Below are 21,156 nucleotides of genomic sequence, written 5' to 3' on the forward strand. Positions count from 1 at the left end.
AGATAGAGCTCCGTAAAAAATAATTTACAAAACCAGCTCACGTCGAGATATGTCAATCAAGTTACATTTATTGTTCACTCAAACATCAGTTGCTAGCATCTTTACTAGACGCACGCACATATGTAAATGGATGTATATAAATGGCATTATCTCCACAAGACCAGCAAACGCTTCAAGAATTCTTTGAATACTGTAAGACCCACCAATACAACAATATTGGATACCCTGTTGCAGCAGACTTTAACTACAAAGAACTCGAAGAATTCTGGCAGTTTTCATTTAATAACTGTGGAGATTGGGCAGAAACATCAAACTACCGATTAAATACTTTTTACTTCGAAAAAGAAGTGATGGCGTATTTTGCCGATAAGTTTCAATTGCCCTTTGATGAATCTTGGGGGTATGTGACCAATGGCGGTACAGAAGGCAACATGTATGGATGCTACCTAGCACGCGAAATGTTCCCTAACGGCATCTTGTACTTCTCGGAAGATACACACTATTCTGTCGCAAAGATCGTTCGCCTATTAAGAATTGAACACCGAGTCGTAAAAAGCCTTCCAAATGGCGAAATGGACTATAACGACCTTGAAAAACATATTGCTTCGAATGGAAAAGCCAACCCGATAATATTTGCGAATATTGGTACAACCCTATATGGCGCAACGGATGACCTAACCAAAATTAAGAGCATCTTATCGAGTGCAGGTTTCCAAAAGGAGGAATACTACCTCCATGCTGATGCCGCTTTTCATGGCATGATCCTACCCTTTGTCGACCAGCCGCAACAATACTGCTTCTCTGATGGCATCGACTCCATTTCTGTTTCTGGTCATAAAATGATTGGAGCGCCTATCCCTTGTGGCATTGTGCTAACCAAGAAATCCTATGTAGACAATATTAGCGTTGCCGTGGATTACATTGTCGCTTTCGACAAAACCATTACCGGATCTCGCAATGGTTTAACGCCATTAATGATGTGGCATGCCATTAAAAGCAGTACCGAACAAGAAAAAGAACTGCGCGTTAAACGCTGCCTTAGGCTGGCCGAATACGCCGTAGAAAAACTTCAGAATAAAGGTGTTGCGGCTTGGTGTAACCCAAACTCTGTTATTGTGGTATTCCCAACGCCTACAGAAGCTGTGTGGCGTAAATATGGACTCGCAAATTCAGCTAAACATGCGCATCTCATTATTACAGGACACATGATTGATAACACCGATTTGTTAAAGCAACTTATTGAAGACGTTGCGGAAGATACTCTCCATCTTCAGCCCACATGCAGCTAACTTGAAATTGGTGTGATTTTTAAAAGCAACGAAGTGTAATCATTCTCATTTATATGCCATTAAGCTCTTAGGGTTAATATTGTCCCTTTAATTTTTATATTCAATAAGTTAAGGGTACAGAGTGAATAAGGCAGTTATTACGGCATCTTTCTCAAGTATTATGTTGATGGGTTGCGGTGGCGGTGGAAGTGGCGATGCCAACTCTGTCACTCACCCCACCGTCAAGGGCAACTGTGGCGAAATTTACTTAAATCGAAGTTATAGCAACACCGAATTTGTCCGCTCTTATTGGAATACACGAGATCAACAATCTGACATACTTTCTAGATCTCACCCAACTGTCTTCAACGGCGCGGTGGAAACGATCTTAACGTCCAGCTCATCCCAATGTCAGCAAACACTCAATGCATTGGGTGGTTATGAATACCACACATGGGAAGGAGAATCACAAGGTAACTTGGTTACGGGTAAGCAGTTTTATTTTAAACCGACCCTTAATGTTAAATACGATCTCCCTTCGGTCGAGTCATACCAAGAATGGGCTGAAGCTAGCAAACCAGAATTCGTGAATACCACTATCAACAAGGTAGAGCTCTATTCTGTCGTTGCTATTGGTAGTGGCAACAGTTACCAAGATTTTAGACCATCAAACTCAGAAGCCATGTACTTAGCGGAACTTCCACTTCAATGCACAGTAGCTTTACCTACCTCAGTAAAAATTACGGAGAGCTCGCCTAAATCCATCGCGGATGTACAGGTTGCGAATATAGACACTCGATACTGTAGCGAGCCTACTGATGGTGTAATTAATAACAAAAAAGAGTTGGTCAGAAGCTGCATATCAGCCTCTCCAATCACAGAAAAAACACCAGTCAGCTGTACTTTCAACAATGCCAAGGTTGGTGTTCCCGACAACAAAGGTAACTACTTTCCAGCTTATGTTTCTGGCAGTGTGACTCGAGAGCAAGGTCAAGACTTTGTATTACAAGTCAATAAGGTGGAGTATTAAATTTGAAATTTAAGGCGGCGATAACCTTCGCCTTTACCTATTACTTAATGGCATTCATTCTAGTTTGAACTCGGGCGAAGTTTTTCAATCAATGAGAAAAAGTCGCATTTTTTCCTTTATTTTTTTTTGCTTTCACAGAAAAATACGCATTGATTATGACTATTAATCAGTAAGTTATAAAACTAAAAGGAATTTATCATGAGTAAGAACACTCCATTTTTTTCAAATTTTGTTGAGTCACAAATTGAAGAATTGTCACAAGAAGAGATGACACAGTGCGCCGCGGGAAAAGTTGACGGAGCTTTTGAGTTTACAGCTTCAGCTAGCAGCTTTGTCACTCTAAAAGCACCTTCAGATGCCGATGAGCTTGCGTTCGAAGATGTCATCCTTAGAGGTACTTGTCCGGGGATGAACCCGACTTTAGCCTAAACTGATTCAGTTGCCCCTCATATCTCTGAGGGGCAACTTACCTTAAAAGTGATGTTCATATCACTTTGAATTCCACATAAAGCACTAATTAAACTCAATATTCTGGCTTAATACCCCACCCTTTCTAGCACAATTATTTTTATCGCCTTACCAAATACAATTCGTAAGAATAATCAATTATTCAAAGCTCTAGAACACTATTTTTATTCTTCATTATTTGTCTTTATGCTGGCTAAAAACCATGGAACAGGATGAATAACAATGACAATAAAACAGTGTGTCTCCAAAGTGCTCATTGCCTTAGCCGCAATATCTTTACCGTTAAGTGCAAGTGCCGCTGAAAAAATCTACCGATTAAAGTTGGCTGAAACTTGGGGACCGAATACTCCAATACTTGGAGACGCCACCAAAAATATGGCGAAATTGGCAAAAGAAATGTCGAATGGTCGCCTCGATATTCGAGTGGATTCTGCAAACAAGCACAAAGCACCTTTAGGCATTTTTGATATGGTCAAATCAGGTCAATACGATCTGGGGCATTCCAGCTCTTATTACTGGAAAGGTAAAGTGCCAAACACATTGTATTTCTCTTCTATGCCATTTGGCATGATGTCTACAGAACAATACGCTTGGTTTTACCGAGGTGGAGGCATGGAGCTAATGCAGCAGGTGTACGCTCCTCATAACTTGCTTTCTTTCCCCGGTGGCAATTCCGACATTCAAATGGGAGGTTGGTTTAAAAAAGAAATCAATTCCGTCGACGATCTAAAAGGCTTGAAAATCCGCATTCCAGGGTTTGCCGGAGAGGTGATGGCTAGAATCGGTGCAAAGCCGACGAATATTGCACCTGGTGAGCTTTATACTTCATTGGAACGAGGCACAATTGATGCGCTTGAATGGGTCGGACCGGCATTTGATTTACGTATGGGCTTTCAGAAAATCGCGCCTTACTACTATTCAGCATGGCATGAGCCCGGAAGCGAAACCCAATTTCTAGTGAATAAAAGAGCTTGGGATAAGCTACCTAAAGATCTACAGGTTATTTTAGAAACGGCATTCCGAGTGACTGCTTTCGATATGTATAACCAAGCATTGGATGCAAACGCCAATAGTTGGGCAACCATGAAAAGTGAATACCCAGATATCAAAGTACGTGATTTCCCAACATCGGTACTTACCGCTATGCGTCAGGCAACCGATGAATTACTGCAAGAACAAGCGAGTAAGGATGAGTTAGCAAAAGAAATCATTCAGTCTCAAGCCATTTATCTTAAGAAAGTTCGCGATTGGACTGATATCTCACTCAAAGCCTACTTAAACTACGAGTAATCAGAATGAGGAATGTTAATACCATTCCTCATTTCCTCATTTCCTCATTTCCTCATTTACATTATCAATAAAATTTAAAAACTGATTATCATTAATGATGGATTATCTGTTTTTTCATTGATTGTTAACATTCAATTAAATGTGAGAGTTGAGTGAGTAGCCACTATGAGCGAGTCCTATCTAAATAAAGATTTCCTTTCGATTAATCAAGCTTACAACTCCGTTTTTAAAGTTGGTAAGCTCAGCATCGGATTGGTTGTTCCATTGGAATCCTACCCTGTTGGAAGCGAACCTAATATGGCTGATGACATAGCTCGAATTCAATATGCAGAACAACTCGGTTTCTCTGCCGTGTGGTTACGTGATGTTCCATTCAATGTGCCTGCATTTGGCGATGTGGGACAAATCTATGACCCATTTGTTTACCTTGGTATGTTAGCAGGGCAGACCAAACGTATTGCACTGGGAGTTGCTAGTATCATTTTGCCTCTTCGCCACCCGGCCCATGTCGCAAAAGCCGCGTCGAGTATCGATGTTCTATCTCAGGGGCGACTTCTTCTTGGAGTCGCGTCTGGTGACCGCCCCGAAGAATACCCAGCACTAAACATGCCCCATCAAGACCGAGGCGTTCGATTTCGTAGGAGCTTTGAATACATAAGAAGCATGGCAGAAGCCAAACCTCGCTTTTCCAATCAATATGGAGAATTAAACGGTGATATAGACATGCTTCCAAAGCCTAATGGCATTCATTTACCTATGTTGTTAACAGGTTCGAGTCAACAAGATCCAGATTGGCTGGCTCAAAATGGAGACGGGTGGATGACTTATCCCAGAAACATCTCACTTCAAGCTAAGATAGTAGATGACTGGCGGGACCGAATTTTCTCTCATGGTGGAAGTAATAAACCGGCTATGCAATCGCTGTACATTGATTTAGTAGGCGACCCGAACATGGCACCTGAACCGATCCATTTAGGCTTTCGAACGGGGATCAATTACTTACGTACCTATTTAAAGTCGTTGGAAGAAATTGGAATGAACCACGTGGCGTTAAACTTGCGCTTCAATCAAGCCAATATTCCAATTACCTTAGAGCGCATTGCCGAGGAGTTGTTACCAGATTTTTAGGTATAAGTTGCCAAGGAATGAGTTGAACAGCTACACCCTAATCCCGCTTTGACCATTGCCACAAGATAAAAAGGTGATAATTATGCTAGGAGAAGATCATAGTTTAATCGTCGATTTCCCGGAGTTGGAAGCAACAATTGTAGAGCTCATGCAGTCCGATGCGGAATTTGCGAAAGAAAACAAAAAATACACCGCCTTAGATAAGGAGATAAGAACATTAGAACTCAGAAATGCTCCTATTGATGACGATGAAATGCACCGAATCAAAAGTGAGCGCGCTTATCTAAAAGACACCCTATATAAAAAACTCACTAGCGGTCGTTAAATACCGAAATCTCATTTACTCAAACCACTCTATCTTGAAACTCGCACCAGTAAGTTAATTGGGTAGAAACTGAAAGAGCCATCTGGGTTAAAGATGGCTCTTCTGTTTACTTAGGAAATGATCCGTTATTCTACCGTCACCGATTTCGCTAGGTTACGCGGTTGATCGACATCTGTCCCTTTGATCAAAGCGACATGGTAAGACAGCAACTGCATGGGTACTGTATAGAAAATTGGCGCTATCACCTCGTCGACATGCGGCATAGTGACGATTTTCAACCCATCGCTTTCTTCAAAGCCCGCTTCTGCATCCGCAAAGACGTAAAGTTGCCCGCCACGCGCTCGCACCTCTTCAATGTTGGATTTTACTTTCTCCAGTAAATCATTACTTGGTGCAACGACAATGACAGGCATTTCTGCATCAATCAGCGCAAGGGGACCATGCTTCAATTCGCCAGCAGCATAAGCCTCAGCGTGAATGTAGGAAATCTCTTTAAGCTTTAATGCCGCTTCAACAGCGATAGGGAAAAATTCACCTCGCCCTAAAAATAAAGAGTGGTGCTTATCTGCAAAATCTTCCGCCAGCGATTCAATCACGGCATTGCTTGTCAGTGCGTTTTCAAGCTGAACTGGCAGTTCATTAAGGGATTTAACGATCTCCGCTTCTTTAACGAAGTCTATCGTTCCTTTTTGCTTACCCAGTGCGGTAACAAACATCAACAATGACGCTAGCTGAGTCGTAAATGCCTTCGTTGAAGCAACCCCTACTTCTGCTCCTGCACGAGTCATAAAAGCAAAATCAGATTCGCGTACCAAAGAAGAACCCGGAACGTTGCAGATCGTCATTGCAGCCAGATAGCCTTTCTCTTTTGCGAGGCGAAGCGCTGCCAATGTATCAGCGGTTTCACCTGATTGAGAGAGGGTAATCAGGAGACTGTTAGGTCGAGTGACAAATGGGCGATATCGAAATTCAGAGGCAATTTCAATGTCACAACTTACGTTTGCCAATGACTCGCACCAATATTTTGCTACCATTCCGGCATTAAATGACGTACCACAAGCGACAATCTGAACATGTTCAACTTGGTTAAACATGTCTGCGCTATTTGCGCCAAACGATTCTAAAAGAATAGAGTTACCAGTGACTCGTCCTTCTAGGGTGTCTTTGAGAACCACAGGTTGTTCATATATCTCTTTTTGCATGTAGTGACGGTATTGACCTTTATCCGCCGCATCTTGTTCCACCGTTGACTCTTTCGCTTCTCTCTCGACCGATTCTCCGTTCACATCGAAAATATTTACGTTACGACGTGTAATTTCAGCGACATCCCCTTCTTCAAGGAAGATAAAACGACGCGTCACGTTCAAAAGAGCGAGTTGATCAGAAGCTAAGAAATTTTCCCCAACCCCTAACCCTATAACCAATGGGCTGCCTGAACGCGCAACGACCAATTTATCGGGTTGCTCTCGGTCAACGACAACCATTCCGTAAGCCCCTTCCAGCTGCTTAACAGCAATTTGAACAGCATCTATCAGGGAATTCGCTTGCTTTAATTCAAGATCCACTAAATGACCTATCACTTCCGTATCGGTTTGAGATTGAAACTGGTATCCCAGTTCTTTCAGTTTCTCTCGCAGAATTTGGTGATTTTCAATAATACCGTTGTGCACAACGGCAATACGTTCATTGGACATGTGTGGGTGTGCATTGGCTTCAGAAGGTTCTCCGTGCGTTGCCCAACGTGTATGGGCCAAACCAGTACCACCTGAAAAGGTGTTAAAATCAATGCTGTCTGCTAAATTTTGGACTTTACCAACTTTACGCATTCGTTGAATATTAGAATTGGTATCAATGACCGCAACTCCGGCCGAATCGTACCCTCGGTATTCCAGTCTTTGTAATCCTTGTAACAAAATTTCAGCAACGTCGCGCTGCGCAACTGCACCTACAATTCCACACATAGTAACTCCAATTTTTAATAGTATTTTTTGGGGTCTTTCGACCTGGCAAGCAAGTTAGCTAACTTGAATAACTTTAACGTTGTGAGATTCAATGATCGCAACAGACTCAGCCTTAACCTGATCGTCTGTTACAAGCACATCTATCTCTTTCCAAGGTAGCTCAAGATTTGGTATTTTTCGTCCAACCTTCTCAGATTCAACCATCACAATAACTTCTCGAGACACATCGGCCATGACTTTGCTCAGCCCCAGTAATTCATTAAAACTGGTTGTTCCTCGCTCTAAATCAATACCATCAGCACCTATAAATAGCTGATCAAAGTCATATGCACGTAAAACAGATTCCGCAACCTGCCCCTGGAACGATTCAGAATGTGTATCCCAAGTCCCTCCAGTCATCAATAAGGTAGGTTCACTTTCCAGCTCATTGAGAGAATTCGCAACATTAAGTGAATTGGTCATGACAACCAGTCCTTTTTTTTCATTTAATTGCTGAATTAGCGCCCCCGTTGTGCTCCCACTGTCGATAACAATTCGATTGTGGTCTCTTATCAACTTAGCGGCAGCTTGTGCCAACTTAACCTTACGAACTGAAACCTTACTTTGAAAGTCATCATGAACCGTTTCTTTTGGCAGTGCGACAGCACCACCATATCGACGAAGTAAAAGACCGCTCTGCTCTAATGTTGCTAGATCCTTTCTTATAGTGACTTCGGAGGTTTCAAATTGATGAGATAGCGCTTCAACACTCACCTCACCAGATTCTTCTACAAGCTTGGATATTGCGTGTCTTCTTAGTTGTGTATTTCGTTTTGACATTTCGAATCGATAGTTAAAGTTTCACTTTGAAAGAAATATAGTCGATCTGAAACATAATTGTCTATTTTTTTTACAGCAAAAAATAAATCAATTTGCATCAAAACCTTGTTCTAAGACAACCCAGACCCGTGATATTGACGAAATTCGGTGGTAGAATCCGCACCCTAAAAGAAAAAAAATTACAGAAATTCACGTTATTTTTTTGCAATCAATTTCAGTTAGGCTGATTTAAATAGACAAAAATTTACTTACATCAATATCGTTTAGGTAGATACACCCTAAACTTGTTGAAAGATTTTGCGATACCAGAGGGCGTTGACGTCTAAAGCTACAGAAAGTCACAACTTACGAAAATGTTGTCATTTTCTTTCTTATGAGCGTTTCCTTTGGTTCACCCAAATTAAAATTGCAACTATACGTACCGGAGAGTATTTTCCATGAAAAAGACCAAAATCGTTTGTACGATTGGCCCTAAAACTGAACCAGTAGAGAAGCTACGCGAGCTCGTTGATGCAGGCATGAATGTAATGCGCCTGAATTTCTCTCACGGTGACTTCGAAGAACACGGCAACCGCATTGCTAACTTCCGTCAAGTAATGAAAGACACTGGTAACCAGCTAGCGATTCTTCTTGATACTAAAGGTCCAGAAATTCGTACTATCAAACTAGAGAACGGCGACGACGTTGATCTAGTAGCTGGTCAAGAATTCACTTTCACTACAGACGCAACAGTTGTTGGCAACAAAGATAAAGTTGCAGTGACTTACGCAGGTTTCGCGAATGATCTAACAGCTGGTAACACCATTCTTGTAGACGATGGTCTAATCGAAATGGAAGTTATCGCAACTACAGAAACTGAAGTTAAGTGTAAAGTGCTTAACAACGGTGCACTAGGTGAAAACAAAGGTGTTAACCTTCCTGGCGTTTCTGTGAAGCTTCCTGCTCTATCTGAAAAAGACAAAGCCGATCTTAAGTTTGGTTGTGAGCAAGGTGTCGATTTCGTTGCGGCGTCTTTTATTCGTAAAGCAGAAGACGTTCGTGAAATCCGTGAGCTTCTAAACGCAAACGGCGGCGAGTACATCCACATCATCTCTAAGATCGAAAACCAAGAAGGTGTTGATAACTTTGACGAAATCCTTGAGCTTTCTGATGGCATCATGGTTGCTCGTGGCGATCTAGGTGTAGAGATCCCTGCAGAAGAAGTTATCTTCGCTCAGAAAATGATGATCGAGAAATGTAACCGCGCTCGTAAGATGGTTATCACTGCCACTCAAATGCTTGATTCTATGATCAACAACCCACGTCCTACACGTGCGGAAGCAGGCGATGTTGCCAACGCAGTAATGGATGGTACTGATGCTGTTATGCTTTCTGGCGAAACTGCGAAAGGTAAATACCCTGTTGAAGCAGTAACGATCATGGCTCAAATCGCGAACCGTACGGATTCAGCGTTAGAAGCTGAGCTAGGTTCTCGTTTAGACAGCCCTCGTCTTCGTATCACTGAAGCAGTATGTAAAGGCGCAGTAGACACAGCTGAAAAACTAGCGGCACCACTTATTGTTGTTGCGACGCAAGGCGGTAAATCTGCTCGTTCAGTACGTAAATATTTCCCTACTGCGAACATTCTTGCTCTGACAACGAACACTAAGACTGCTGCTCAGCTTGTTCTTACTAAAGGTGTTACGCCAGTAGTTGTTGAAGAAATCAGCAACACCGATGCATTTTATGTACGCGGTAAAGAGCTCGCGCTTGAATCTGGTCTTGGTAAAAAAGGTGACATCGTTGTTATGGTATCAGGCGCATTAGTTGCATCCGGTACAACAAACACAGCATCTGTACACGTTCTGTAAGATCAAACAGTTAACATCTGATAAAAAGAGGGCTTAAGCCCTCTTTTTTTATGAAACAAGCTTGCCCCATTAATCCGCATGGCGTATTATTCAACATACTGAACTGTATGTGGTTAAAAGTGAGACACATTTAAATGTGAGCTCAGTGCGAAAAGCCTACTACAATAATTATGCAATTGAAGTACTAATGAGGATATCGTGTCTAGCCCCACTCTGACTGACAAAGTGTCAAAAATGATTCGCCAAGATATCTTAAATGGCATTCTAATCCCTGGTCAAAAACTAGTTGTAGCAGAACTCAAGGACAAATACGCAGTAGGAGCTTCACCTATTCGTGAAGCATTAGTTCAGCTTTCTTGGAAGAAATACGTCCGACTAGAACCACAAAAAGGTTGCTGGGTCTCTTCAGTAACTCAAAGTGAACTGTCTGATTTATTTGAAAGTATGAAAATTGCGTCGGTCCATTTGCTTAAAAAGGCAATTCAGCAAGGTGACGAAAACTGGGAACTGGAAGTACTGTCTGCATTCCATAAACTTTCCCGTATACAACACACGGAAAATGCATTCGACAATTCAGAATGGGAAGAGCGCCATCAACGCTTCCATACTGCATTGCTAGAAGGTTCTGATGCCCATACCATGTATGGTTTTTTCCTTGAGCTCGATAATCAAATCAAGCGTTACCGTTATGTTGCATTAAACTCAGACAAATTTGAGTCAAATACCTTCATTAATGTTGACGAACATGAAAGCTTAATGAAACTGGTTCTAGCCAAAAACGAAGTGCAAGCGCTTCAAGTTATGGACAAGCACCTGGACAATACTCAACGCAAAATCGAATCCGTTTTGCCTGAAGAAGAATAAGCCCTCTTTTTTATACGAAAACGCTGAGCCATGGCTCAGCGTTTTTATTTGTTTCTCACTCAAAATACTGGATATCGATTTCGATTTGTTAAGCGATATCATCGTTACTCAAACACACTGAGACCCTATTTCGCCCCTGAGTTTTTGATTCATACAGTGCGATGTCCGCGTATTTATAAGAACGTTTTGTATCGCTGCACACATCTGTTACGCCAGCACTCACCGTCACTCGGTTAGATGACTCTAGTTCTATAGAGATTCTCAGTCGGTTCATCAGTACTTCTGCTTGCTCAACCTGTGTATTCGGCAAAATAATGGCAAATTCTTCGCCGCCAATTCGAGCTAAAAAGTCTGTTTCTCTCAATTGCCCTTCCATAGAACTTGCAACACTTTGGATAACTCTATCACCCTCATCATGACCAAACTGATCATTTACACGTTTGAAATGATCGATATCCACTAATACCAAGCAAGATGGGGAAGAATAACGCTCAACCAACCGAGTTTGTTTAAACAACTCTTGATCAAACTTCCTTCGATTCCAACACCCCGTCAGTGCATCTCTCTCACTCAGCTGGCGCAACTGCTCTTCAAGGTGTTTACGCTCTGTAATATCAAACAGTGAAAGAATGTAATATTTCGAACGAGCATTTTCAGAGTCAATAGATTGAATTCGCGTTAAGCTAATAAAGCTATCACCACAGGATTTGTTATTTTCTAATTCTCCTTCCCAAAACCCAAAGCCTTTCAACCCTTCCGCTATTTCAATGATCTGATCATTACTGTGTTTTCCACATAACAATTTAAGTGCATTTCGCCCAACCACTTCATTATTCGTAAAGCCCGACAAATTCTCAAATTCTGTGTTCACCTGAATAATTCGGTGGCGCTTATCCGCAATGATCACCGCCGACATGCCATGCAGAGCTGCAATAGCTAACTTACTTTCTAGGTTACGTTTCTTATAAAGGTAAATAAAATACGCCGTAGGAATGGCAAATAAGAAAATCCACACTAATACATAAGTAAACTGCTTCACTAAATTGGAAGTTTGCAGCTTAATGCCTTCTTCAAGTTGATCTTGTTTCACTTCTATAAGTAGCTTAACTTCGCCTTCTTTAAAGAATTCTACTTGGTAGAAAACAAATAGATTACCGTTTTCAATGGCGTGGCCATGTCTGCTGTTCTTTATTTTCTGCCAAGCTTCTGGGTGAGTTACCGAAAGATTGTATTTCTGCCTGTCTGGTAATAGAAAACCAAAGAGTTTCTGACGATCTTTACTCACTAAATAGTCTCCATCTTTGGTGACGACCTCTGGCATCAATTGCGAACTGGGTGAATATTCGATCACTGACATCAAAAACCAAACATCCAAAACGAAGACAAGATAGCCTGCACGTTCCCCTAAAGAATAGATGGGGGTAACTATTTCAAGAACTGGACTGAAACTGGATTCTTCGACATGCTCCATAGCTCGGATCGTTAATCCATAAGTGGCAATATCGTTGGCGTTTAAAGACTCTGAGAATTGAAAGAGAGGGGTATTTTTATGGTCCTCTAAATGATGTCTAGCCTGAGCACTACTTGCTTGAAAAGAGAAATCAACGGCGATTGATTCTTTTCCTTTATTATCCATGTAATAAATACTTTTAAACCATTGCTGGCTAGACGCTATCGACATCCATAGCTCTTCAACCAACACTCGCCGACTTTGAATAGGATATTCGACATAGTCGTATAAGAAACGATTACCTCGTAGCAGCTCCATCGTCGCACGCAGTTGGACTTCGATCTCATTGAGTTCTCGTTCAGAAAAGGCCATCTGGTGCTTGGATTGGCTTATCAATTGATCGACATGCTGATCCACCAATTGATTATATCGCTTGTGATACATAAGCGCTGCACCAGTAGACAAAATAAGGCAAGTGAGAGCAATGTAAATAACAAGATTTTTTACTTTCACTGACGACCTCAAACCAATAACCGAACCATTACACGACGAAACGAAAATACGCTGTCTGCAAGTATATAACCAAACTCTATAAACAGGTTAGATCCGCTTGATTTTTATACAAACCATAAAAGCTATGAGATCAGACCACCTTGAGAAGGTGCAATATAACAAAAAAGCCACTTCTCTAAAGAAGTGGCTTGCCTCAAAGATACAATTGGTTACGCTTTCAACGAATGCTTGCCTCGCGCAATTCCGACCACACCGCTTCGAGCAACTTCAATAACTTCCGTAACTTCGGTCAACGCGTTGATAAATGCGTCTAATTTCTCACTTGTTCCTGCCATCTGAACTGTGTACTGAGAGGCTGTGACGTCGACGATTTGACCTCGGAAAATATCCGCAGTTCGTTTCACTTCTGCACGCGCAAAGCCGTCGGCCTTCACCTTAATTAACATGAGCTCTCTTTCTACGTGCTCAAGATCAGTAACCTCTTGCACCTTAAGAACATCGATCAATTTGTGCAATTGCTTTTGAATTTGTTCCAGTTGCATTTCACTTGAAGTGGTTGTGATGTTCAAACGAGATAACGTCTCATCATCTGTAGGTGAAACTGTCAGCGATTCAATGTTGTATCCGCGCTGAGAAAACAATCCCACAACACGAGACAAAGCACCCGGCTGGTTTTCCAGTAGTAGTGAAAGTATATGTCTCATATTAGGTTCTCTCCGTCTTGCTTAGCCACATCTTATCCATACCCTCGCCTTTAATTTGCATTGGGTATACATGTTCAGTCTCATCGACACTGATATCGACAAATACCAGTCGGTCTTTCATATCCAGTGCTTTTTGCAAGCCTGACTCCAGTTCGTCTGGGGAAGAGATACGAATACCAACGTGACCATAAGCTTCTGCGATTGCAGCAAAATCGGGAACAGAACTCATGTAAGAGTTAGAATGACGACCTTGATAAATGATGTCTTGCCACTGCTTAACCATGCCAAGGAATCGGTTATTTAGGTTAATAATTTTGACCGGGATATCATATTGAAGCGCTGTAGAAAGCTCTTGGATATTCATCTGGATGCTGCCATCACCGGTTACCACGACCACTTCTTCATCTGGATTGGCGAATTTCACCCCCATACCAGCTGGCAAACCAAAGCCCATCGTTCCCAAGCCACCTGAATTGATCCAGCGACGTGGCTTATTAAACGGATAGTAAAGCGCAGCAAACATCTGATGCTGACCAACATCTGACGCTACATAAGCATCACCATTTGTTAGCTTGTGCAAAGTTTCAATGACTTGTTGGGGCTTGATGCATTCTGGTGACTTTTCATAGGCGAGACAGTTTCTGTCTTGCCATACTTTAATCTCGCTCCACCATTGCTCTAACGCTGCTTCGTCATTGGACTTATCTTGCTCAACAAGCAACTTAACCATCGTTTCCAGCACTTTCTCCGCTGAGCCTACAATGGGTAAATCCACTTTCACATTTTTAGAGATAGACGACGGATCGATATCAATGTGCATTATTTTGGCGTCGGGACAATATTTCTCAAGGTTATTGGTCGTGCGATCATCAAAACGCACACCCACACCAAAGATTAAGTCAGCATTGTGCATTGCCATATTGGCTTCATAATGCCCGTGCATTCCCAACATACCGAGTGCATTCTTGTGCGTACCCGGAAACGCGCCCAGCCCCATTAGCGTACTGACGACGGGTAAATTCAATGCCTCAGTCAGCTTAAATATATGCTCATGCGCTTCAGAAATAACCGCACCACCACCAATGTATAACACTGGCTTCTTAGCTTCTAATAGTGCTTTAAGCGCCTTCTTGATTTGCCCCTTATGACCAGACGTTGTTGGCTTATAGGAACGCATTCCTATCGTTTCTGGGTAACTATATGGGAGCTTGATTTGCGGATTCATGACATCTTTAGGCAAATCAATAACCACAGGACCAGGTCGCCCAGTCGTTGCAATATAAAACGCCTTTTTGATGGTTTCTGGAATATCTTCCGCTTTCTTCACTAGAAAGCTGTGTTTTACGATGGGACGAGAAACGCCAACGATGTCGCACTCCTGAAAGGCATCATTTCCTATCAGACTATTTGGTACGTTACCAGAAATGACAATCATTGGGATAGAGTCCATGTATGCGGTCGCAATACCCGTTACGGTATTAGTAGCACCAGGACCAGAACATACCAGTACTACACCGGGTTTACCGGTAGAACGAGCGTAACCATCAGCCATATGGGTGGCGGCTTGCTCGTGTCGTACTAATACGTGTTTGATTTGTTCAGTTTTTGCATGCAGAGCATCGTAAATATCAAGTACGGAACCACCTGGGTAACCGAAGATCTGATCAACTTGCTCTTCTATCAGAGATTGCACAACCATCTCTGCGCCGGACAACATTGCCATATTTTCTCCTTATCAAACGCCTTGCAGTAAGGTCAACTGCTGAGTTTGATATCACATAGTCTAGGGCTTATTCGTAGCCTATTCGAAATTCTTCCAATTTTTCATCTATGTGCTTTTTGTCAGTCATAACCAACAAAAAGATCACATTCGAACTTTACATCCGAATGAAGCTGGCTGTCTAATCGCTCATTTAACGCTTTTTTGCCAATATGTTGCTAATCACTTAATTGGCAGCCTATAAAATCATAAAGATGAAACCATACAACGTAAAAGGCTTATATTTAGCGAAATTTAAACCGAATATTTTTTACACTTGTAACAAACTATGATTCTCAGCGGTGAGATATAAGCTTTATGGCATCAAAAAAGCCTGCAAAAGTGCAGGCTATTTTTGAAAGAAAAGTAACGCATAATTACTTTTTATTGGGAAAGTCCGTATACATTTCTTCTATTTCGACTTGATATCGATCGTTAATCACTTTTCGACGAAGTTTCTGTGTTAGTATTACTGCTTAATCGAGTGAATCTATAGCGCGATGAGCAGCGTTATAAAGCTTCTTTAATGTTACATCAAAAACCCACCGAATGTATTTAGCCGTCAGGTTTGCAATTTTCGTTACAGATCGACCAACAAAAACCAACATATGTCCCAATAGGCCTATCGCTTGATCTGCTAGCTTTTCAGATGCTGCTGCAACCTTTTCTATACATTGTGCAAGTTTATCGTAAAATGTCAGACCACTTGATATTCTAGCTTGCGCTTTTACAACCGTATAATAACCGGCATCTTTCAACAATGTCTTCAATGCAGCACTAAGTTTATCCGCCCAATGCTCGGTAAATGTCGCTTGATTTCTATCTTTAAATTTCAATCGTACAGGTTTGTTAAGAAATTGGTTAGAGCGGACTCTTAAGGAGTGCCAGTCCTCACTTTTGGCAGTGTTTACATACCCTGGGTTATCTTCAGGTCCCATACCATGAGTTCCAGCATTAATTCCAGAACTGTTGTCTAAGCGATATTCCTTGCCAGTAAACGGTGCGTGTTGAAAGGGCCAAAGTGGTATCATTGGAACGGGATCAGCCCCGTGAGTACAACGGAAAATTTTGTCGTTTGCGTGTTCAGATTTACGAGCATATACTTCCTGCCCTACACGAGGTGCACCAAATGTATACAGGTTTACTCGAATAGAAAACTCAGCTTTTAGCCAGTCAGCAAAAAGTGAAGCCAAAGCCCCTCCGAGGCTGTGACCAACACAATGTACTCGCTTAGGCAATCTTTTCTGGGATAACAAAAAACTTTTTATTTTGGGTCTTAGCGAATGAAAAGTATTAATAAATCCTGCGTGACCAGTAGCTCCATTAGGTGCCCCCTTTAAGCCAATGTTCAAATTAGTTATCCAGTCGTTGGTTCGCTTAGTTCCTCGAACGGATATAACTAGTTCATCTTTATATTTCCCTTTCCCAATCCCAACTAATGCAAAACCTTCAGTACGAGAGCCAATTCCAATGAACCCAAGCACCCCACCAGTTTTGCCTTCGTAACTTCGGGTTGCTCGATCAAAAGAAAAGTTTTCTTCTACAGATGTATGTATATCTAAAGGTCCACGATGTAAAAGAAGTTGATAAGGGATATGAGCAATTCTTGAAGCTAGCTTAGGCGTTAACGTAGACATTACTTATTATCCTTATTAAATTTTTCTATATATCCTTTAAGGTTACATATTCCATAGACGCTGTATGGAATTGCATCTTTTTTTTCATTTTCAAATTCGAATTGGTACTTATCACTATCTATATCGCACTCTAAATCATTTAAGTTATCTACAATGAACTGCATAGGGCTTAACTTACCAATATATGAACCCCACAATTGCTTTTCTACTCCATTGAAATTAGTAAAGATTCTAATTGCGACAACATTATTATTAAGCTTAAATGGTTTAGTCCAACGGTGTAGAATGACTTCATCGAAAGAAAAACGTCCAAACTCATCTGTCACAGAGTCAAAAGTGAAATAGCTGTCACCGTATTCCACATCCAATGTGATTTTGAGTCCTTGATAAACTTCACCAGTTTTAGTGACTACACCAGAAACGTCTGGTGACAGTATGTAAGAATAAGGCTTTAAAAAATCTAACATATTGCTATAACTACCGAATGAGATTAGTAAAATAATCAAATAAGAAAAAACTCTTATAAACTTCATAGTTTTTACTCAAGTTAACGTTGCGCAAATAGTACTCCACACACTTCAATCGTAATATTATTTATTTTGATTTTTTGATATGACTCGAAAACTATAAATTGACACTTAAAACAATAAGATATTATTAAACCTTACGAGGATAATTTTATAAATAAATGTGAAAATAATATTCCTTAATAACAAAAAAAAGCCTGCAAAAGTGCAGGCTATTTTTGAAAGAAAAGTAACGCATAATTACTTTTTATAGGGAAAGTCCGTATACATTTCTTCTATTTCGTCTTGATATCGATCGTTAATCACTTTTCGACGAAGTTTCTGTGTTGGAGTTAGCTCGCCAGAATCCATAGAAAACGCTTTTGGAAGCAATGTGAATTTTTTCACTTGCTCAAACTTCGCCAATTCATTTTGAAGTTCAGCTAGGCGACTTTCGAACATTTCAACGACTTGAGAGTGCTTGATGAGCTCCATTCTATCTTGGTATTTGATATTCAGTTCTTTAGCGTATTCTTCTAAGGAATCAAAACAAGGTACGATCAAAGCTGACACAAATTTTCGTGTATCCGCTATTACAGCAATCTGTTCAATAAAGTGATCTTTTCCTATCGCACCTTCGATCATTTGAGGCGCTATGTATTTGCCTCCTGACGTTTTCATTAACTCTTTAATTCTGTCGGTAATGAATAAATTGCCTTTATCATCAAACGTACCTGCATCACCCGTCTTCAGAAACCCGTGCTCATCAAACGTTTTAGCGGTTTCTTCCGGTAGCTTGTAATACCCTTTCATAACCATAGGTCCGCGAACTAAGATTTCATTGTTCTCGCCTATCTTCACTTGAGCGCCCGGCATTGAAGTTCCAATGGAGTCAGGATCAAACGTACCATCAGCCCAGCACGAAACCGTTGCTGTTGTTTCAGTCATGCCATAGCCGAGCTTAACGTTAATACCAATAGCATGGAAAAAGCGACCTATGGTTTCATCTAACTTGGCACCACCACACGGCATAAAATTGATGTTTCCACCAAGCAATGCGCGAAGTTTACTTAAAACCAATTTATCAGCCAGTTTGTGGCTACGTTTTAACATGAACGAAGGTTGGGTATTGGTGCGCTTGCACTCTGCCATTTTTGCGCCCATGTTGACAGCCCAAGTAAATAGTACCTTTCGAATAACAGGCGCTTTGGATACTTTTTCGTGAATGGCAGAGAATATTTTCTCGTAAAACCTAGGGACGGCGCACATTACCGTAGGGCGAATGTCTCCAAGCGCTTCTCGCACTTGCATGGTGTCTTTTAGGTAGCAGTTCACTGCCCCCTTATAAAGCACATAAAATGTCCAAGCTCGCTCAAATACGTGCGATAAAGGAAGAAAACACAGTGATACGTCTTTTGGCGTCAAGCCTAGTCGACGGTCATGCCCTTCAAGTTGCGCCGCTATGTTCGAATAGGTCAGCATCACGCCTTTTGGCTGGCCTGTTGTACCAGAAGTGTAGATAAGGGTTGTTAGGTCATCTAAATCAATATCGTCTAATCGCTGGCCAAGCTCATCACTCGCATGTTCCTGCCCCAGTGACATGAAAGTATCCCAACTCAGGCTGTTAGATCCTTCAACGATCTCAATGTCCTTCGACATGGCAACGATAAGCTCAAGCTGTGAACACTGATCAAATATGGATAGTGCAGCATCATATTGCTCTTGCTCGCCAACAAATAGAACTTTTACATCGGCATTGTCTAGGATATATGCAGCTTGGGCGGCGGTATTTGTTGGGTAAATAGGAACGGTAACGCAGCGGAGTTGTAACGTGCCTATATCGGCAATTGTCCACTCAGGCATATTGTTGGAGTAGATCCCCACTTTGTCTTGGACGTCGATACCCTGCGACAATAACGCGAGAGAAAGCGAATCAATTTGCTCACCAAATGATTTCCAACTGATGCTTTCCCATTTGTCCGAGACTTTGTGTTTGAGCGCTGTTTTGGCTCCACCTTGCGCAATTCGTTCTCGAATGCACTTTACGATGTGAAAGTCTTTATTCAACATGTCTTTATTTACCTCTAACAGCGCCTCTGTTTCCTAACTTAGGCTCGGATGAATGGCATCTCCTTTGCCATTTCGCCAGCTACGTTCTATGCAGCTTAGCTGAATCATGTGTTATCTCGTCGACCGCATGGTATTTTGAGTAAACACATGTAAGCTGAATAAGCCGCCCAAGTTTACAAGCGCGATTAAAAAAGGCAACTGATGTAGACCAAGCTTTGCCACATTAATTGTAAAAACTCATATCCTGCACATACCCTGTACTTTACGTTCCTTTTCAAATCCAAAATTGAGATAAAAAAAACGCCGGACAATGCCGGCGTAGTACTTCGTTTTTTTAACGAGTTGCGACCGTTTCACCGCAAATCATCATTAGCTGATCACGCATCCAGATGTGTGCTTTGTCTTTCTCACTGGATTCATGCCAGCTTAAGTAACCCGAAATTGACTTGTTTGACATGGGGAGATCCAGCACTTTCAAGTTTTGCAAATTCACAGCGTTCTCAACTAACCATTTCGGTGCAATTGAAATCAATTCAGATTGGCTTACAACGTAGAGAATATTGCTTAAGCTTGTTCCTTGATATGCGCTGCGGCAATCTAAGTTCTTATAGGCTTGCTCTGAGAAGCATCGTACGCCATTCACTTTTGATAATGTTGCATGCATTTCAGATTGGAGTTCTTCGATAGAAATATCGTTACCAATGCGCGGATGAGAAGATGATGCTACAACAACCAATTCATCACTAAAAACTTCTGTGCTCGAATAGCCCACTTCCTCGAAGCGTTCATAGTTGATGACAAAGTCCACTTCTTGAAAACGCATTTTTTCCGCTAATTCGTTATCGACATCGGACTCCATTTGCAACTGAATCACTGGCGCTTGCTTAGCAATGGTACTCATGATTGCAGGTGCAAATCGAACATCACAAGGGCTGCTTATTGCTAGACGGAAAAGGCGAGACGATGTTTTTGGGTTAAATACCGAACCCGGTAACTCATTGCGGATCAGCTGAAGTGCTTGTCTCACAGGACCAAATAGCTGACGAGCACGCTGGGTGGGTTGAATCCCTCGCCCATGACGCATAAACAATTCATCATCAAACATATTCTTTAAACGTGATACTGCGTTGCTCACGGCAGGTTGTGACATGCCTAAATTGTGCGCTGCACGAGTAATGTTCTGCTCTTGCATTACTGCATCAAAGACGGTGAGTAAATTTAGGTCCACTCCACGTAATGTCGATTCCATTCGATAACCTGCTACAGCTTGACTTGCTTCAATCCTATTCGACATTGGGTTGCCTCTCACTTATATCAATAGTTCTTTAAAATAGGCATTAGCCTCGGTTATTCGAAAGCCTTTGATTGGTATTTACTGCACTAATGCTTTCGCTCTTTTCAAGAATATCCCTAAATACCACGGGTAGGACAAGTGGTTTAATATTAAATTATCATTTTTTAGCCTGTTAAATGATTTAATATTATTAATCAATAAGATATGAGCAGCATAAAAA

17 protein-coding genes are annotated in these 21,156 nt (G+C 41.5%); 8 read left to right on the forward strand and 9 right to left on the reverse strand.

Annotation, left to right across the window (positions count from 1 at the left end; all coding sequences use genetic code 11):
- The first annotated feature begins 140 nt into the window (after window positions 1-140).
- The 6 genes from VPNCDNU1_RS08575 (at window position 141) to VPNCDNU1_RS08600 (ending at window position 5,509) form a co-directional block, all read left to right on the forward strand.
- Complete coding sequence (locus VPNCDNU1_RS08575) at window positions 141-1,289, forward strand: histidine decarboxylase (RefSeq protein WP_104399962.1); 1,149 nt, start codon at window positions 141-143, stop codon at window positions 1,287-1,289.
- A 121-nt stretch (window positions 1,290-1,410) separates the two neighbouring features.
- Window positions 1,411-2,298 carry a hypothetical protein gene (locus VPNCDNU1_RS08580; protein WP_145959449.1) on the forward strand — a complete coding sequence of 296 codons (888 nt, stop codon included), beginning with the start codon at window positions 1,411-1,413 and terminating at the stop codon, window positions 2,296-2,298.
- A gap of 198 nt (window positions 2,299-2,496) precedes the next feature.
- Window positions 2,497-2,727: a microviridin/marinostatin family tricyclic proteinase inhibitor gene (locus VPNCDNU1_RS08585; RefSeq protein ID WP_104399964.1), complete on the forward strand. Its 231-nt coding sequence runs from the start codon at window positions 2,497-2,499 to the stop codon at window positions 2,725-2,727.
- A 261-nt stretch (window positions 2,728-2,988) separates the two neighbouring features.
- Entirely contained in the window at window positions 2,989-4,056 is a 1,068-nt protein-coding gene (locus VPNCDNU1_RS08590) for a TRAP transporter substrate-binding protein (RefSeq protein WP_104399965.1), read from the forward strand.
- A gap of 165 nt (window positions 4,057-4,221) precedes the next feature.
- Entirely contained in the window at window positions 4,222-5,184 is a 963-nt protein-coding gene (locus VPNCDNU1_RS08595; RefSeq protein WP_104399966.1) for an LLM class oxidoreductase, read from the forward strand.
- A gap of 82 nt (window positions 5,185-5,266) precedes the next feature.
- Window positions 5,267-5,509 carry a YdcH family protein gene (locus VPNCDNU1_RS08600; RefSeq protein WP_104399967.1) on the forward strand — a complete coding sequence of 81 codons (243 nt, stop codon included), beginning with the start codon at window positions 5,267-5,269 and terminating at the stop codon, window positions 5,507-5,509.
- A 125-nt stretch (window positions 5,510-5,634) separates the two neighbouring features.
- On the opposite strand, the gene glmS is transcribed toward VPNCDNU1_RS08600, so the two are convergent.
- Together glmS and VPNCDNU1_RS08610 are read right to left on the reverse strand one after the other, a co-directional pair.
- Complete coding sequence (gene glmS, locus VPNCDNU1_RS08605; protein WP_104399968.1) at window positions 5,635-7,470, reverse strand: glutamine--fructose-6-phosphate transaminase (isomerizing); 1,836 nt, start codon at window positions 7,468-7,470, stop codon at window positions 5,635-5,637.
- A gap of 54 nt (window positions 7,471-7,524) precedes the next feature.
- Entirely contained in the window at window positions 7,525-8,289 is a 765-nt protein-coding gene (locus VPNCDNU1_RS08610) for a DeoR/GlpR family DNA-binding transcription regulator (protein ID WP_104399969.1), read from the reverse strand.
- 437 nt (window positions 8,290-8,726) lie between these two features.
- Here VPNCDNU1_RS08610 and pykF point away from each other — a divergent pair, with 437 nt between their 5' ends.
- Window positions 8,727-10,139: a pyruvate kinase PykF gene (gene pykF, locus VPNCDNU1_RS08615; RefSeq protein WP_104399970.1), complete on the forward strand. Its 1,413-nt coding sequence runs from the start codon at window positions 8,727-8,729 to the stop codon at window positions 10,137-10,139.
- Between the two features lie 198 nt (window positions 10,140-10,337).
- Complete coding sequence (locus VPNCDNU1_RS08620; protein WP_104399971.1) at window positions 10,338-11,003, forward strand: GntR family transcriptional regulator; 666 nt, start codon at window positions 10,338-10,340, stop codon at window positions 11,001-11,003.
- A gap of 88 nt (window positions 11,004-11,091) precedes the next feature.
- Here the strand turns inward: VPNCDNU1_RS08620 and VPNCDNU1_RS08625 are convergent, their stop codons facing one another.
- The 7 genes from VPNCDNU1_RS08625 to leuO form a co-directional block, all read right to left on the reverse strand.
- Complete coding sequence (locus VPNCDNU1_RS08625; protein WP_104399972.1) at window positions 11,092-12,966, reverse strand: sensor domain-containing diguanylate cyclase; 1,875 nt, start codon at window positions 12,964-12,966, stop codon at window positions 11,092-11,094.
- Window positions 12,967-13,175: 209 nt separating this feature from the next.
- Window positions 13,176-13,670 carry an acetolactate synthase small subunit gene (gene ilvN / locus VPNCDNU1_RS08630; RefSeq protein WP_101113318.1) on the reverse strand — a complete coding sequence of 165 codons (495 nt, stop codon included), beginning with the start codon at window positions 13,668-13,670 and terminating at the stop codon, window positions 13,176-13,178.
- Between the two features lies 1 nt (window position 13,671).
- On the reverse strand, window positions 13,672-15,393 hold the full coding sequence (locus VPNCDNU1_RS08635) for an acetolactate synthase 3 large subunit (RefSeq protein WP_104399973.1): 1,722 nt from the start codon (window positions 15,391-15,393) through the stop codon (window positions 13,672-13,674).
- 512 nt (window positions 15,394-15,905) lie between these two features.
- Complete coding sequence (locus tag VPNCDNU1_RS08640; protein WP_104399974.1) at window positions 15,906-17,066, reverse strand: lipase family protein; 1,161 nt, start codon at window positions 17,064-17,066, stop codon at window positions 15,906-15,908.
- Complete coding sequence (locus VPNCDNU1_RS08645) at window positions 17,066-17,599, reverse strand: DUF6795 domain-containing protein (RefSeq protein WP_145959450.1); 534 nt, start codon at window positions 17,597-17,599, stop codon at window positions 17,066-17,068. Before VPNCDNU1_RS08645 ends, VPNCDNU1_RS08640 begins: the two co-directional genes overlap by 1 nt.
- Before the next feature lie 234 nt (window positions 17,600-17,833).
- On the reverse strand, window positions 17,834-19,642 hold the full coding sequence (locus VPNCDNU1_RS08650) for an AMP-dependent synthetase/ligase (RefSeq protein WP_104399976.1): 1,809 nt from the start codon (window positions 19,640-19,642) through the stop codon (window positions 17,834-17,836).
- Between the two features lie 334 nt (window positions 19,643-19,976).
- Complete coding sequence (gene leuO / locus VPNCDNU1_RS08655; RefSeq protein WP_104399977.1) at window positions 19,977-20,936, reverse strand: transcriptional regulator LeuO; 960 nt, start codon at window positions 20,934-20,936, stop codon at window positions 19,977-19,979.
- Between the last annotated feature and the right edge of the window lie 220 nt (window positions 20,937-21,156).

The organism is Vibrio penaeicida (genome assembly GCF_002933855.1).
GTDB lineage: Bacteria > Pseudomonadota > Gammaproteobacteria > Enterobacterales > Vibrionaceae > Vibrio > Vibrio penaeicida_A.

Excerpts from the sequence above, each read along its gene's own strand:
- VPNCDNU1_RS08575 (WP_104399962.1), top strand. The coding sequence starts at position 141 with ATGGCATTATCTCCACAAGACCAGCAAACGCTTCAAGAATTCTTTGAA.
- VPNCDNU1_RS08585 (WP_104399964.1), top strand. The coding sequence starts at position 2,497 with ATGAGTAAGAACACTCCATTTTTTTCAAATTTTGTTGAGTCACAAATT.
- VPNCDNU1_RS08590 (WP_104399965.1), top strand. The coding sequence starts at position 2,989 with ATGACAATAAAACAGTGTGTCTCCAAAGTGCTCATTGCCTTAGCCGCA.
- VPNCDNU1_RS08595 (WP_104399966.1), top strand. The coding sequence starts at position 4,222 with ATGAGCGAGTCCTATCTAAATAAAGATTTCCTTTCGATTAATCAAGCT.
- VPNCDNU1_RS08600 (WP_104399967.1), top strand. The coding sequence starts at position 5,267 with ATGCTAGGAGAAGATCATAGTTTAATCGTCGATTTCCCGGAGTTGGAA.
- glmS (WP_104399968.1), bottom strand. The coding sequence starts at position 7,470 with ATGTGTGGAATTGTAGGTGCAGTTGCGCAGCGCGACGTTGCTGAAATT.
- VPNCDNU1_RS08610 (WP_104399969.1), bottom strand. The coding sequence starts at position 8,289 with ATGTCAAAACGAAATACACAACTAAGAAGACACGCAATATCCAAGCTT.
- pykF (WP_104399970.1), top strand. The coding sequence starts at position 8,727 with ATGAAAAAGACCAAAATCGTTTGTACGATTGGCCCTAAAACTGAACCA.
- ilvN (WP_101113318.1), bottom strand. The coding sequence starts at position 13,670 with ATGAGACATATACTTTCACTACTACTGGAAAACCAGCCGGGTGCTTTG.
- VPNCDNU1_RS08635 (WP_104399973.1), bottom strand. The coding sequence starts at position 15,393 with ATGGCAATGTTGTCCGGCGCAGAGATGGTTGTGCAATCTCTGATAGAA.
- VPNCDNU1_RS08640 (WP_104399974.1), bottom strand. The coding sequence starts at position 17,066 with ATGTCTACGTTAACGCCTAAGCTAGCTTCAAGAATTGCTCATATCCCT.
- VPNCDNU1_RS08645 (WP_145959450.1), bottom strand. The coding sequence starts at position 17,599 with ATGAAGTTTATAAGAGTTTTTTCTTATTTGATTATTTTACTAATCTCA.
- VPNCDNU1_RS08650 (WP_104399976.1), bottom strand. The coding sequence starts at position 19,642 with ATGTTGAATAAAGACTTTCACATCGTAAAGTGCATTCGAGAACGAATT.
- leuO (WP_104399977.1), bottom strand. The coding sequence starts at position 20,936 with ATGTCGAATAGGATTGAAGCAAGTCAAGCTGTAGCAGGTTATCGAATG.